Origin of the sequence: Pseudomonas sp. SLBN-26 (assembly GCF_006715895.1) — a bacterium.
In the GTDB taxonomy this organism is placed as follows: Bacteria; Pseudomonadota; Gammaproteobacteria; order Pseudomonadales; family Pseudomonadaceae; genus Metapseudomonas; species Metapseudomonas otitidis.
Map to the genome: position 1 here is coordinate 3824720 of NZ_VFOB01000001.1, position 12841 is coordinate 3837560.

Consider the following 12841-nt stretch of genomic DNA (forward strand, 5'->3'; position numbering starts at 1 on the left):
GAGATGGGCATGTTCGCGCAGATGCCGCAGCCGCTCGACTACGCCGAAACCCTGCTCGGGCAGTACGACCGGCTCGTCGGGCTGAGTGACAGCGACGAACTGCTGGGCAGCTTCGTCGGCGCCGCCGCCGAACTGAGCGGCTGCGAACTGGCGCAGCTCTACCTGCTGGACGCGGCGCGTACGCATCTGGGGCTGACGGCGGAATACCTCGAACCCCGCCTCCAGCCCCGGGACCGCGCCACCCTGCCCGCCGACTACCGCGACCAGCAGCTGCTGCAGTACAGCCTGTGCCAGGGCCAGCCCCTCGCCCTGGCCGAACTCAACCCGGGCCTGCACGACACCAGCTTCCTCCCCGAGGAAGGCGGCCCCTGGCGGGCGCTGCTGTGCCTGCCCCTGCGGGCGCACCAGGGCGCCATTCGCGGTCTGCTGCTCTGCGCCACCCGCCAGGCCCGCGAGCTGGCGGCCTTTACCGGCTCGCTGGAGCGCATGGGCCGTCTCATGCTGGCCCAGCTCGACCTGTTCCAGCGGTTGCAGCCCGCCGCCCGTGGCGACAGCTCTCGCAGCACGACGCCCCGCCCCTGCGCGCGCGGTTTCGGCCTGATCGGCGAGAGCAAGGTGATGCGCCAGACCTACCGCCTGATCGGCAAGGTCCTGCACAGCCCCTACACCGTGCTCATCCACGGCGAGACCGGCACCGGCAAGGAGCTGGTGGCCCGCGCGATCCACGACCACGGCCCAAGGCGGGAAGCCCCCTTCATCGTGCAGAACTGCTCGGCCCTGCCGGAGCAGTTGCTGGAAAGCGAACTGTTCGGCTACCGCAAGGGCGCCTTCACCGGCGCCGACGCGGACCGCGAAGGGCTGCTGGATGCGGCGAACGGCGGCACGCTGTTCCTCGACGAGATCGGCGACATGCCCCTGGCGCTCCAGGCCAAGCTGCTGCGGGTACTGCAGGAAGGCGAAGTCCGCCCGCTGGGCACGCCCCACCCGCACCGGATCGACGTGCGCATCATCGCCGCCACCCACCGTGACCTGCAGGCCATGATCGCCGCCGGCGAGTTCCGCGAAGACCTGTTCTACCGGCTGTGCCAGTTCCCCATCGAACTGCCGCCGCTGCGCCAGCGGGGCGAAGACATCCCCCACCTCGCCCGCCACTTCGCCAACCAGGCCTGCCGTTTTCTCCAGCGCTCGCCCTGCCTGTGGTCGGAGGAGGCGCTGGAGCGACTGGCCCGGCACCCCTTCCCAGGCAACGTGCGCGAGCTGAAGGCCCTGGTGGAGCGTGCCGTGCTGCTCTGCGACGGCGAGCTGCTGCCGTCCCACTTCAGCCTGCGTGGCACGCCCCTGCCCAGCGGGCAGCCCCTGAGCCTGCGTGAGCGCCTCGATCACTACGAGCGCGGCCAACTGATCGACGCCCTGCGCCGCCACGACGGCAACCGTGCACAGGCAGCCCGCGAGCTGGGCCTGCCCCGCCGCACCCTGCTGTACCGCATGGACCGCCTCGGCATCGGCACGGCGGATCTCTGAAGCGCCCGGCCATGCCCCTACCCCACTCACCCCCGACTTCCAAAGGAGGATGCCCGATGTTCCCCCGCACCCTACGTGCCCTCGCAGGCCTGGCGCTGTGCATCGCCCTGGCCGGCTGCAGCGGCAACTACAAGTTCGACGACGGCGACTACCGCCCGCTCGGCACCCCGCAGATCCTCAACCGCGGCAACTGACCGCCAGGGAGCGACACGCCATGGAACTGGTTCTAGAAATCGTTGGTGCCCAGCAGTTCGTCCCGACCACCTCCGGTCGCCGACGCTTCCTCCGCGCAGGCGGCAGCCTCGGCCGTGCCGAAGATTGCGACTGGGTGATCCCCGACCAGCAGCGCCACCTGTCCAACCGACACGCCCGCGTGAGCTACCGCGACGGGCGCTACTTCCTTACCGACACCAGCAGCAACGGCATCCGTCTCAAGGACTCGGGCGCTCACCTGCCCAAGGGCGAGGCCCACCCCATCGAGAACGGCACGGTGTTCTGCATGGGCAGCTTCGACATCCAGGCCCGCCTGGTGGCCACCCAGGACATACCGCTGGAGGACATCGGGCGGCCGACCCCGGCCGGCAGCATCATCCCCGACGACTCCTTCCTCGAGCTCGACCCCCTGGCGAGCCTCGACCAGGAAGAAGAAGCCGATCGGGACGACCTCCACGGGCTGCTCCAGGCCCCTGCCGAACCCCTGCGCCAGCCCCACGACCACGCACCCATCGAGCGGGACAGCCTGCCCCTGCCGGAGCTGGTGCCCCCAACCGAGCCGTCTGCAGCGCCCGTTGCTGCCGCCAAGGTGCCGGCCAGCTTCTGGGAGCGCCTGGGTGACGCCCTGGGTGTCGACCTCGCCCGGCTCGATGCGGCCGAGCGCGAAGCCCTTGCCCTGGAAGCCGCCCACCTGCTACGCCAGTGCGTCCAGGGCCTGCAGCAGAGCCTGAGGACCCGTGCGGAGATCAAGAACGAACTGCGCCTGCCCCTCACCTCGGTGCAGAACACCGACCTCGGCCCCCTGCGCACGCCCCTCGACGGCCGCGACAGCCTCGGCGCCCTGCTCGCCCCCGTACAGACCGGCGCGCCCACCGCACGGCTGGCGGTGGCACGGGCCTTCCGCGACCTGCAGGCCCACCAGGTGGCGCTGCTCAGCGCCAGCCGCGCCGCCGTCCGCGCCACCCTCGACCACTTCGCGCCCGAGCCGCTGGCCCTGCGTCTGGAGCGCGACGGACGCCTCTCGCGGCTGAGCGGAGCCGGCGGCCGCTGGCGCGCCTACCAGCGTTACCACCAGCGCCTGCGCCACGACGACGACTGGACCGAACGCCTGCTGGCCCGCGATTTCGCGCAGGCCTACGAGGAACAGGTCCGCCTCATCGCCACCCTTCACGGCACCCCAAGGGAATGATCGCCATGCCCCGCTTCAAGTCCTTCACCCTCCTGGCCGTGCTGGCGCTTCTCAGCGCCTGCTCGGCCCTGTCGCCCTACTCCGAGCTGACCAAGCTGGACCTCGACCTGCAGGCCAGCGACCAGTTGAACCCCGATCTCGACGGCCGCCCCTCCCCCGTGGTGCTACGCCTGCTGGAACTCAAGCATCCGGTGGCCTTCGAGAATGCCGACTTCTTCAGCCTCTACGAACGCGCCCGGGAAACCCTCGCCCTCGACATGGTGGCCAGCGAAGAGCTGGAGATCCGCCCCGGCGAGCGCCGCGAACTGAAGCTCAGCATCGACAAGGACAGCCGCTACGTAGCCCTGCTCGCGGCCTACCGCGACCTGCCCGAGACCCGCTGGCGCTATGTGATCGCCGTGCCGCCCCAGGAGCGCACCCGGATCACCCTGCACCTGGAGCGCAGCGGCCTGTTCGAACCCCACGACCTGCCCAACCGCGAGGTGCGCTGACATGCACACCCACAAGGTCATCTGGCGCGAAGGCATGCTCCTGCGCCCCCAGCATTTCCAGCAGAACGACCGCTACCACGACAACCAGATCCGCCAGCGCACACGCCTGCTCAGCCGCTACTGCTGGGGCTTCTTCCACCTGGAGATCGACCCGCAGTTCCTCGCCACCGGCAAGCTGGTGCTGAGCCAGGCCGCCGGCGTGATGCCCGACGGCAGCCTGTTCGACCTGCGCAGCCGCAGCGAACCGCTGGCACTGGACATCCCGCCCAACACCAACCAGACCCCGGTGTACCTGGCCCTGCCCCTGGTCACCGGCAACCACATCGAGGCCCGCCGCAGCGACCAGGCCGACGTGCTGGCGCGCTACACCGGCCATGACCTCGACGTGGCCGACTCCAATGCCGGCGAGGACTCCAGCACCCAGATCACCTGCGCCCGCCCCGACTTCCGCCTGCTCCTCGGCGAGCAGCGCAACGACGAGGCCTACGTACGGCTGAAGCTCTGCGACGTGCTCGACACCTCCCCGGAAGGGCGCATCACCCTGGACCCGGCCTTCATCCCCAGCCACCTGCACCTGGCCGGTTCCGCCTACCTGCTGTCCTGCCTGAAGGAAGTCATCGGCATGCTCGGCCACCGGGGCGACACCCTCGCCGAGCGCATCCGCTCCAACGGCCAGGTGGCCGGTGCCGAGGTCGGTGACTTCATGATGCTGCAGCTGATCAACCGCACCGACCTGCTGCTCCGACACTACCTCGACCAGGAGCACGTGCACCCGGAGGAGCTGTACCGCACCCTGCTGGCCATGCTGGGCGAGATCACCACCTTCTCCAGCGACAGCAAGCGTGCCCGCCTCGACAGCCGCTACCAGCACAACGACCAGGGCGCCAGCTTCCGCGCCCTGATGGATGCCCTGCGCCAGGCGCTGTCCATGGTGCTGGAGCAGCACGCCATCGAACTGGCCCTGCAGCAGCGCCAGTACGGCATCCTCGTGTCGCCGCTGAAGGACCACACGCTGCTCTCCACCTCCTCCTTCGTGCTCGCCGCCAGCGCGCAGTGCGAGCCCGAGGAACTGCGCCAGAACCTGCCCTCGCACCTCAAGGCCGGCGCGGTGGAGCAGATCCGCCAACTGGTCAACCTGCACCTGCCCGGCATCCGCGTGCGCCCGCTGCCCGTGGCGCCCCGGCAGATCCCCTTCCACGCCAACAAGACCTACTTCGTCCTGGAAATCACCGCGGAGGAGCGCAGCCAACTGGAGCGTTCCGGCGGCTTCGCCTTCCACGTATCCGGCGAATTCGCCGGGTTGGACCTGAAGTTCTGGGCCATCAGGAACTGAGCGCATGCACAAGGAAATGGACTATCCACAGGACGACCGCACCGTCCTGCTCGACCGCCGCAGCGACGCCCCCCATCGCGGCCCCCTCACCGACCTGGCCGACGCCCCGCGCCTCGAACAGCTGGAAAGCCGCATGGTGCATGCCGCCCGGCTGCGACCGGCCGAGGCCTTCAACATCAGCCTCAACCCGCTGGTCTCCGCCGCCGCCAGCCTGCTGTCGGAGATCGTGCGGCTCAAGCACAGCCAGCAGGGGGAGGACCTCGCCGTCCTCAACCAGGCGCTGGCCGACGGCGTCCGCCAGTTCGAGCAGCACGCCCTGCAGGAAGGCCTGGAGAACGGCGATGTGATGGCCGCCCGCTACGTGCTCTGCACCGTGCTGGATGAAGCCGTGGTCACCACTGCCTGGGGCGACCAGAGCACCTGGGCACAGATGAGCCTGCTCAGCCAGTTCCACAACGAAACCTTCGGCGGCGAGAAGTTCTTCCAGTTGCTGGACCGCCTGACCCGCAACCCGGTCAAGCACCTGGCCATGCTGGAGCTGATGTACCTCTGCCTGGCCCTGGGCTTCGAGGGCAAGTACCGGGTGGCGGCCCGCGGCATGCTCGAACTGGAGGCCATCCGCGACAGCCTCTACCGGCAGATCCGCCACCTGCGCGGCGACGTGCCCCGCGAGCTGTCGCCCCAATGGCAGGGCCTGCAGGAGCCCGGGCGCGGCCTGGTACGCAGCGTCCCGGCCTGGCTGGTGGCAGCCCTCACCCTGGCCTGCCTGCTGGCCATCTACGCCGGCTTCGCCTGGGTGCTCGACGATCAGCGCGAAGCCGTGCTGCAGCCCTTCCTCCCGGCCGCCTCCGGCCCACTGGACCTCACGCCGTAACACAGGGACCGTGTCATGAAAGATTTCTTCAAGAAGCTCGGCGCCGTACTGCGCCGGACCTGGGTCTGGAGCCTGCTGCTGGTGCTGATGCTGGCCCTGCTGGTGTGGTTCGCCGGCCCCTTGCTCGGCATCGCCGACCACAAGCCGTGGGAAGACGCCGGCAGCCGGCTGCTGAGCATCGCCGTACTGTTCCTCGCCTGGGGGCTGTTCATCGTCTTCAGCACCTGGCGAGGTGCCCGCAAGCGCGAAGCGCAACAGGCCACCGAGGACGGCCAGGAGCAACTGCGCCGTGAGGAGGAGGCCAGCGAGGAACAGCGCGAACTCGCCGCCCGCTTCAAGGACGCACTGCGCACCGTGCAGCGCTCCAGCCTGTACAAGGGCCAGGGCGAACAGCGCCGCCGGGACCTGCCCTGGTACCTGGTGCTCGGCCCCCAGGGCAGCGGCAAGACCACCCTGCTGGACTTCTCCGGGCTGGACCTGCCGCTCAACCAGAACGACCGCACCCTCACCCGCGACACCCACGGCACCCGCTATTGCGAGTGGTACTTCGCCGAGCAGGGCGTGCTGATCGACAGCCCCGGGCGCTACCTCACCCAGGGTGATCCGGAGGTGGACGGCGGCGCCTGGAACAGCCTGCTGGCCCTGCTGCGCAAGCGCCGTCGCACCCGCCCGCTCAATGGCGTGATCGTCAACCTGCCCCTCGACCTGCTGGCGAGCGGCGACGAGCAGGCCCTGGACGCCCTGGCGCGGCAGGTCCGCAAGCGCCTGCAGGAGATCCACCAGCGCCTGCATGCGGAAGTGCCCGTCTACCTGGTCCTCGGTAAGGCCGATACCCTGCCCGGCTTCGACGAGTTCTTCGACCACCTGTCCCGCGAGGAGAGCGACCAGATCCTCGGCGCCACCTTCCGCGAGGGGCAGAACGGCACCAGCGGCCAGGTGGTGCGCCAGGAGTTCGAAGCCCTGCTGCGGCGCCTCACCAGCCAGGTCATCACCCGCATGCACCAGGAGCGGGACACCGGCCGGCGGGGGCGCATCCTCGACTTCCCCACCCAGCTCGGGCGGATCGGCGAACCGCTGTGCGTGTTCATCGACATGGCCTTCACCGGCAACCGCTACCAGCGCGCCAGCCTGCTGCGCGGTTTCTACTTCACCAGCGCGCCGCACCTGCTCCAGGAGCTGGACGAAAGCACCGCCCGGGTCGGCGCCAACCTGGGCCTGCGCAGCAGTGCCCTGCCCACCCTGCGCGGGGGGCGTGCGCGCTTCATCCACCAGCTGTTCAGCCAGGTGATCTTCCCGGAGGCCGACCTGGCCGGGCTCGATCCACGCGAAAAGCGCCGCATCGACTGGGGCCAGCGCGGGCTCTACGCCGGCGCGTTCGGCTGCGTGGCGCTGTTCGGCCTGGCCTGGGCGGCGGGCTTCAGCAGCAACCACCAGCGCCTGGAGGCCGTGCGCGACCATGGTCGGGTGATCGAGACCCAACAGGCCCTGCTCGACCCTCGCGAAGACGCCCGCGCCGCCCTCACGCTGCTGGACCACAGCTTCGCCGCCACCCGCGTATTCCCCAGCGCCGCCGAGCGTTCGCTGCTGGAGCACAACGGCCTCTACCAGGGCGGACGCAGCCAGCCCGTGCTCGACGACGCCTACGGCCGCGCCCTGGAGCAGCAGTTGCTGCCGCGCATCGCCACCAGCCTGGAGGGCCAGGTACGCGCCAGCCTGGGCAACCGCGAGCGCCTGCTGGCCAGCCTGCGCGCCTACCTCATGCTGAACCTGCCGGAACGGCGCGACGCGGCCTTCCTCAAGAGCCAGCTGCAGGCCGAATGGTCGCTGCGCTACGGCGGCGATGCCGCAACCCAGGCCGCGCTGACCGAGCACCTCGACCGCCTGCTGGCGCGCCCCTTCGTCCACCCGCTGAACGAGCCCCTGGTGGCCCAGGCCCGCCAGCGCCTGCGCAGCGAATCCCTGGCCGCCGTGGTCTACCGCGTACTCCGCGACCAGGCCCGCAGCCTGCCGGAGTACAGCTTCGCCCAGCGCCTGGGGCCACAGGGCGCGCTGTTCTCCGGCACCGACTACCGCATCCCGGGCTTCTACACCCGCCAGGGCTACCAGCAGTTCTTCTCCGCCAAGGGCCTGCCCACCGTGCGTGAGCTGCTGCGGGACAACTGGGTGATGGGCGAAGGCGGCAACCTCAGCATGCAGGACCTCGGCCGCCTGATGGTCGAGCTGCAGCAACTGTACTTCCGCGACTACGCCAACCACTGGAGCGAGGCGATCAACCGCCTGAAGCTGGAGCCCCTGCTGGACACCTACCAGGGTGCCGAGCAACTGGCCGGGCTGACCGCAGCCAACTCGCCGCTGCTGCAATTGCTGGTGGAGGTGCGCGAGCACACCCGCCTGCCCGGCATCGCCGACGCCACCCCCGAGGCACCCGCCGAAGGCGCCAAGGCCGATGGGGCCCTGGGCAAGGTCGCCGCCGTCGCGGAGAAAGCCCGGGATGCCCTGGCCAGCAACCTGCCGGACACTGCGCGGCTAACCATGGAGCGCCGCTTCGAAGCCCTGCACCTGCTGCTGGACGACAACGGCGGCGCCGCAGCCGACCTGGTCCCAGTCATGCGTGCGCTCAACGAACTGCAGCTGCAATTGGCCACGCTGGCCCGCTCCAGCCAGCCGGAGCAGGCCGCCTTCGACCTCGCGCGCAACCGCATGGGCGGCCAGAGCGACGCCCTGGCCAACCTGCGCAGCAGCGCCTCGCGGCTGCCCCAGCCGATCGGCGGCTGGCTGGCGATGATGGCGGGGGAAAGCTGGCACCTGATCCTCAGCGGTGCCCACCAGTACCTCAACCAGCGCTACCAGAGCGAGCTGTACGGCTTCTACCTGAAGGCCCTGGACAAGCGCTACCCGTTCAACCCGCGCAGCCACAGTGATGTCGCCCTGAGCGACTTCCGCGAGTTCTTCAAGACCCAGGGCCTGGCGGAGCGCTTCTTCGATACCTACCTCAAGCCCTTCGTGATCGGCACGCCCGGCGAGTACCGCGTGCGCTCGGTGGACGGCGGCAGCCTGCCCATCGCCCGTGGTTTCCTCGACCAGATGGCCAACGCCCAGGCCATCCGCCTGAGCTTCTTCGCCGACAACCCCAACGAGCCGCAGGTGCGCTTCCGCCTGGAGCCCTACTCCATCGACCCGGCCCTGAGCCGTGCGGAGTTCCGCTTCGGCGACCGGCTGATGGAGTACCGCCATGGGCCCATCGTGCCCATGTCCTTCAAGTGGCCAACCGAAGCCGAGGAAGGGCGCAGCAGCCTGGTGCTGGAGGAGCTCAGCGGGCGGCGCATCGGCGTCGAGCGCAACACCGGCCCCTGGTCGCTGTTCCGCCTCTTCGACCAGATGCAGGCCGAATACCACAGCGGCCGCGACGTGCTGATGCTCAAGGCGGAAGTCGACGGCCTGCGGGCTCACTACCTGGTGCAGAGCCAGCGTTCTCCGAACCCCTTCGACCTCGGCATGCTGCGTGCCTTCCGCCTGCCGGTGAGCCTCTGATGCCGGGCGCCGCCTGGACCAGCGCCGCCCGTACCCACCCTGGCAAGGTGCGGGCGCGCAACGAGGACGCCTTCCTGGACAGCCCGGGGCAGGGCCTGTGGGTGGTGGCCGACGGCATGGGCGGCCACCACGCCGGTGACCGCGCCAGCCGCCTGGTGGTGGAAAGCCTGGCCGAGCTGCCTGCCTCGGGGGACTTCGCCAACCGCTTGCAGCACCTGCGCCGCCACCTGCACTGGCTGAACCGCAGGCTGGCAGACGAACTCACCGTCACCGACGGCCAGCGGAGGATCATGGGCAGCACGGTGGCCGCCCTGCTGGTGGAGGGCAGCCGCGCCGCCTGCGTGTGGGCCGGGGACAGCCGCTGCTACCTGTGGCGCTGGGGCTGCCTTTACCAGCTCACCCGCGACCACTCGCTGCTGCGCGAGCTGATCGAGGACCAGGGCATGAGCCCGGAGCAGGCCGGTCGACATCCGTCCGCCCATGCCCTGACCCGTGCCCTGGGCGGTGACGGTGCCTTCGCCCTGGATGTGCTGGAGCTGGAGCTGCACCCCGGCGACACCTTCCTGCTCTGCAGCGACGGGCTGTACCGCGAGCTGGACGAGGTGGCCCTGAGCCAGGCCCTCAGCCTCGCCTCGCCCATCGCCACCCTCGAGCAGCTCTTCGAGCAGGCCCTGCAGGGGGCGGCCCCGGACAACATCACCGCCGTGGTGGCGCGCCGATGAGCAAAGCCAGACGCCGCCGCAAGCCACGCCCGGCCATCACGCCGGCATCGCACGAGGGCTTCGCCTGTGCCAACAGCGCGCCGGCGGCCGACCTCGGCGAACTGCCGACCGTGCTCAACGGACGCTACCGCCTGGAGCGCCTGCTGGGCATCGGCGGCATGGGCTCGGTGTACCGGGCACGGGACCTGCTGTGGGAACAGTTCGGCGAACCGTCGCCCTGGGTGGCGGTGAAGCTGCTGAACGAGGAGTTCGCCACCATCCCCGATGCCAGCGCGCTGCTCTACAGCGAGTACGCCCTGGCGGTACGCCTGCGTCATCCGGCCATCGTCCGCTTGCACGCCTTCGAGGTGGACACCGCCTGCCGGCGTGCCTTCATCACCCAGGAGCTGCTCAAAGGGCTGCCCCTGGATCACCTGCTCTGTGACCGTCCGACCGGGCTGCCCTGGCTGGAACTGCGGGAGATCGCCGTGCCGCTGCTCGGTGCCGTCGCCCACGCTCACCACTGTGGTGTGGTGCACGGCGACCTGAAGCCGAGCAACGTGATACTCACCGACGCGGGGCCACGGCTGTTCGACTTCGGCCTGGCCCACGCCGACGGCGGCCTGCCCACCCTGGCACGGGAACGGATCGGCGCCTGGACACCCCGCTACGCCGCCCTGGAACTGCTCGACGGCGACAAGCCGAGCACAGCCAGTGACCTTTACGCACTGGCCTGCGTGCTCTACGAACTGGCGACGGGGCACCACCCCTATGGCCGGCTGGACGCCCGCCAGGCCCTGGAGCAGCACCGCCACCGGCGACTGGATGCACCCGGTGTCTTGCCCCTGGGAGCCTGGCGCGCCTTGCGGGCCGCTCTGGCGCCGACGGCCACGGCGCGCTGCATTGGGCTGGAGGAGCTGGAGGCGGCCTTCCGGCGCCGGGGGCCGTTGCTGCCGGAATGGATCAGGCGCCCCTTGGCGCGGATATGAAAAAGCCCCGCCAAGGCGGGGCTTCCTCATTCACGCTGCGCCTTAGAACTGCGCGGCGTCCAGCAGGTAGAGCGAGTCGCTGCCGGCCTTGACCGAGGCGGTCAGGGAGTGGATGCGCGGCAGCAGGCGGGCGAAGTAGAAGCGCGCGGTGCCGAGCTTGCTGGCGTAGAACTCGTCCTGGCCTTCCTTGCCGAGGGAGGCGCGGGCCATCAGTGCCCACATGTAGGCATAGGCGGTGTAGCCGAAGACCTGGAGGTACTCCACGGAAGCGGCGCCGATCTCGTTGGGGTTGGTCTTGGCGCTTTCCAGCAGCCAGGCGGTGAGGTCGTCCAGGTTGGCGATGGCGGCCTTCAGCGGCTCGGTGAACTCGGCCAGTTCGGCCGACGCGCCGCTGGCGAAGGCCTTCACCTCGTCGGCGAAGTGCTTGTAGAACGCACCGCCGCTGCCCACCACCTTGCGGCCGGCGAGGTCCAGGGCCTGGATGCCGTTGGTGCCTTCGTAGATCTGGGTGATGCGGCAGTCGCGTACCAGTTGCTCCTGGCCCCACTCGCGGATGAAGCCGTGGCCGCCGAAGACCTGCTGGCCGTGGACGGTGGTTTCCAGGCCGAGGTCGGTCAGGAAGGCCTTGGCCACCGGGGTGAGCAGGGCGACCAGTTCCTCGGCGCGCTTGCGCACCACCGGGTCCTCGCTGTACTTGGCGGTGTCCAGTTGCAGGGCCACGTAGCTGGAGAACGCACGGCCACCTTCGTTGAAGGCCTTCATGGTCAGCAGCATGCGGCGCACGTCCGGGTGGACGATGATCGGGTCGGCGGCCTTGTCCTTGGCGACCGGGCCGGTCGGGGCGCGGCTCTGGATACGCTCGCGGGCGTACTCGATGGCGCTCTGGTAGGAACGCTCGCCGGTGGCCAGGCCCTGGATGCCGACGCCCAGGCGCTCGTAGTTCATCATGGTGAACATCGCGGCCAGGCCCTTGTTCGGTGCATCGACGATCCAGCCGGTGGCGCCGTCGAAGTTCATCACGCAGGTGGCGGAGGCCTTGATGCCCATCTTGTGCTCGATGGAGCCGCAGGACAGGCTGTTCTTCTCGCCCAGGGAGCCGTCTTCGTTCACCAGCACCTTGGGCACCAGGAACAGGGAGATGCCCTTGGGACCGGCCGGTGCGTCGGGGAGCTTGGCGAGCACCAGGTGGATGATGTTCTCGGTCAGGTCGTGCTCGCCACCGGTGATGAAAATCTTGGTGCCGGTGATCTTGAAGCTGCCGTCGGCCTGGGGTTCGGCCTTGGTGCGGATGATGCCGAGGTCGGTACCGGCATGGGGCTCGGTGAGGCACATGGAGCCTGCCCAGGTGCCGGCGTACATGTTCGGCAGGTACTTCTGCTTCAGCTCTTCGCTGGCGTGGGCGTTGATGGAGAGGCAGGCACCGGCGGTCAGCATCGGGTAGAGGCCGAAGGACAGGTTGGCGGAGTTCACCATCTCTTCCACCTGGGCGGAGATGACCTTGGGCATGCCCATGCCACCGAACACCGGATCGCCACCGACGCCGACCCAGCCGCCTTCGGCGTAGGTGCGGTAGGCCTCGGGGAAGCCGGCCGGGGTGCTCACGCGGCCGTCGTTCCACTGGCAACCTTCTTCGTCGCCGGAACGGTTCAGCGGCGCGATGACGCCGCTGGTGACCTTGCCGGCCTCTTCCAGGATCGCCGACGCGGTATCGGCATCGACCACCTCGGCCAGGGCTGGCATTTCGGACCAGAGCTTGGCGACGTCGAAGACTTCATTGAGGACGAAGCGCATATCGCGCAGGGGCGCTTTGTAGTCAGCCATGTGCAAACCTCGCAGGAACTCTCAGGTGGCCGGTCAGGCCGGTTTCACGGAACAGGCCGGCAGTGTATCCGAACAACTCGACAGACACATAGGGTCAGTGTGTGACCATATAAAATATACGGGTCACACAAATTGCCCCTTGTGAAAAGGCCCGCACGCGGCGGGCCCGGTCGTTCTG

General features: G+C 69.4%; 10 protein-coding genes. 9 read left to right on the forward strand and 1 reads right to left on the reverse strand.

Translation table 11 applies throughout. The annotated features are described in order from the left end of the window. Positions 1 to 9: 9 nt before the first annotated feature. The 9 genes from FBY21_RS17690 to FBY21_RS17730 are packed head-to-tail and all read left to right on the forward strand — an operon-like array spanning position 10 to position 10842. Positions 10 to 1521 (forward strand): sigma-54 interaction domain-containing protein, encoded by a 1512-nt coding sequence (locus FBY21_RS17690; protein WP_142012632.1) that lies wholly within the window; start codon positions 10 to 12, stop codon positions 1519 to 1521. Positions 1522 to 1577: 56 nt separating this feature from the next. Further along, the gene (locus FBY21_RS17695) at positions 1578 to 1715 is read left to right on the forward strand and encodes a hypothetical protein (protein WP_044411960.1); all 138 of its coding nucleotides are present in this window, start codon (positions 1578 to 1580) and stop codon (positions 1713 to 1715) included. 20 nt (positions 1716 to 1735) lie between these two features. Beyond that, positions 1736 to 2923 carry a type VI secretion system-associated FHA domain protein TagH gene (tagH, locus tag FBY21_RS17700; protein WP_142012634.1) on the forward strand — a complete coding sequence of 396 codons (1188 nt, stop codon included), beginning with the start codon at positions 1736 to 1738 and terminating at the stop codon, positions 2921 to 2923. 5 nt (positions 2924 to 2928) lie between these two features. Then, positions 2929 to 3414: a type VI secretion system lipoprotein TssJ gene (tssJ, locus tag FBY21_RS17705; protein ID WP_044411955.1), complete on the forward strand. Its 486-nt coding sequence runs from the start codon at positions 2929 to 2931 to the stop codon at positions 3412 to 3414. Position 3415: 1 nt separating this feature from the next. Beyond that, positions 3416 to 4747: a type VI secretion system baseplate subunit TssK gene (gene tssK, locus FBY21_RS17710; protein WP_107329649.1), complete on the forward strand. Its 1332-nt coding sequence runs from the start codon at positions 3416 to 3418 to the stop codon at positions 4745 to 4747. A 4-nt stretch (positions 4748 to 4751) separates the two neighbouring features. Next, entirely contained in the window at positions 4752 to 5621 is an 870-nt protein-coding gene (gene icmH / locus FBY21_RS17715) for a type IVB secretion system protein IcmH/DotU (RefSeq protein ID WP_044411949.1), read from the forward strand. Between the two features lie 15 nt (positions 5622 to 5636). After that, positions 5637 to 9152: a type VI secretion system membrane subunit TssM gene (gene tssM / locus FBY21_RS17720; protein ID WP_142012636.1), complete on the forward strand. Its 3516-nt coding sequence runs from the start codon at positions 5637 to 5639 to the stop codon at positions 9150 to 9152. Continuing rightward, positions 9149 to 9874: a PP2C family protein-serine/threonine phosphatase gene (locus FBY21_RS17725; RefSeq protein ID WP_253543913.1), complete on the forward strand. Its 726-nt coding sequence runs from the start codon at positions 9149 to 9151 to the stop codon at positions 9872 to 9874. Before tssM ends, FBY21_RS17725 begins: the two co-directional genes overlap by 4 nt. Beyond that, on the forward strand, positions 9871 to 10842 hold the full coding sequence (locus FBY21_RS17730) for a serine/threonine-protein kinase (RefSeq protein WP_142012640.1): 972 nt from the start codon (positions 9871 to 9873) through the stop codon (positions 10840 to 10842). The genes FBY21_RS17725 and FBY21_RS17730 overlap by 4 nt, the downstream gene beginning before the upstream one ends. A gap of 42 nt (positions 10843 to 10884) precedes the next feature. Here FBY21_RS17730 and FBY21_RS17735 read toward each other — a convergent pair whose 3' ends face one another. Further along, positions 10885 to 12663 (reverse strand): acyl-CoA dehydrogenase C-terminal domain-containing protein, encoded by a 1779-nt coding sequence (locus FBY21_RS17735; protein ID WP_142012642.1) that lies wholly within the window; start codon positions 12661 to 12663, stop codon positions 10885 to 10887. Between the last annotated feature and the right edge of the window lie 178 nt (positions 12664 to 12841).

Bases quoted from the DNA above. Each gene is read 5' to 3' on its own strand.
- icmH (WP_044411949.1), top strand. From the start codon at position 4,752: ATGCACAAGGAAATGGACTATCCACAGGACGACCGCACCGTCCTGCTC.
- FBY21_RS17695 (WP_044411960.1), top strand. From the start codon at position 1,578: ATGTTCCCCCGCACCCTACGTGCCCTCGCAGGCCTGGCGCTGTGCATC.
- FBY21_RS17690 (WP_142012632.1), top strand. From the start codon at position 10: ATGTTCGCGCAGATGCCGCAGCCGCTCGACTACGCCGAAACCCTGCTC.
- tagH (WP_142012634.1), top strand. From the start codon at position 1,736: ATGGAACTGGTTCTAGAAATCGTTGGTGCCCAGCAGTTCGTCCCGACC.
- tssJ (WP_044411955.1), top strand. From the start codon at position 2,929: ATGCCCCGCTTCAAGTCCTTCACCCTCCTGGCCGTGCTGGCGCTTCTC.
- tssM (WP_142012636.1), top strand. From the start codon at position 5,637: ATGAAAGATTTCTTCAAGAAGCTCGGCGCCGTACTGCGCCGGACCTGG.
- FBY21_RS17735 (WP_142012642.1), bottom strand. From the start codon at position 12,663: ATGGCTGACTACAAAGCGCCCCTGCGCGATATGCGCTTCGTCCTCAAT.
- tssK (WP_107329649.1), top strand. From the start codon at position 3,416: ATGCACACCCACAAGGTCATCTGGCGCGAAGGCATGCTCCTGCGCCCC.
- FBY21_RS17730 (WP_142012640.1), top strand. From the start codon at position 9,871: ATGAGCAAAGCCAGACGCCGCCGCAAGCCACGCCCGGCCATCACGCCG.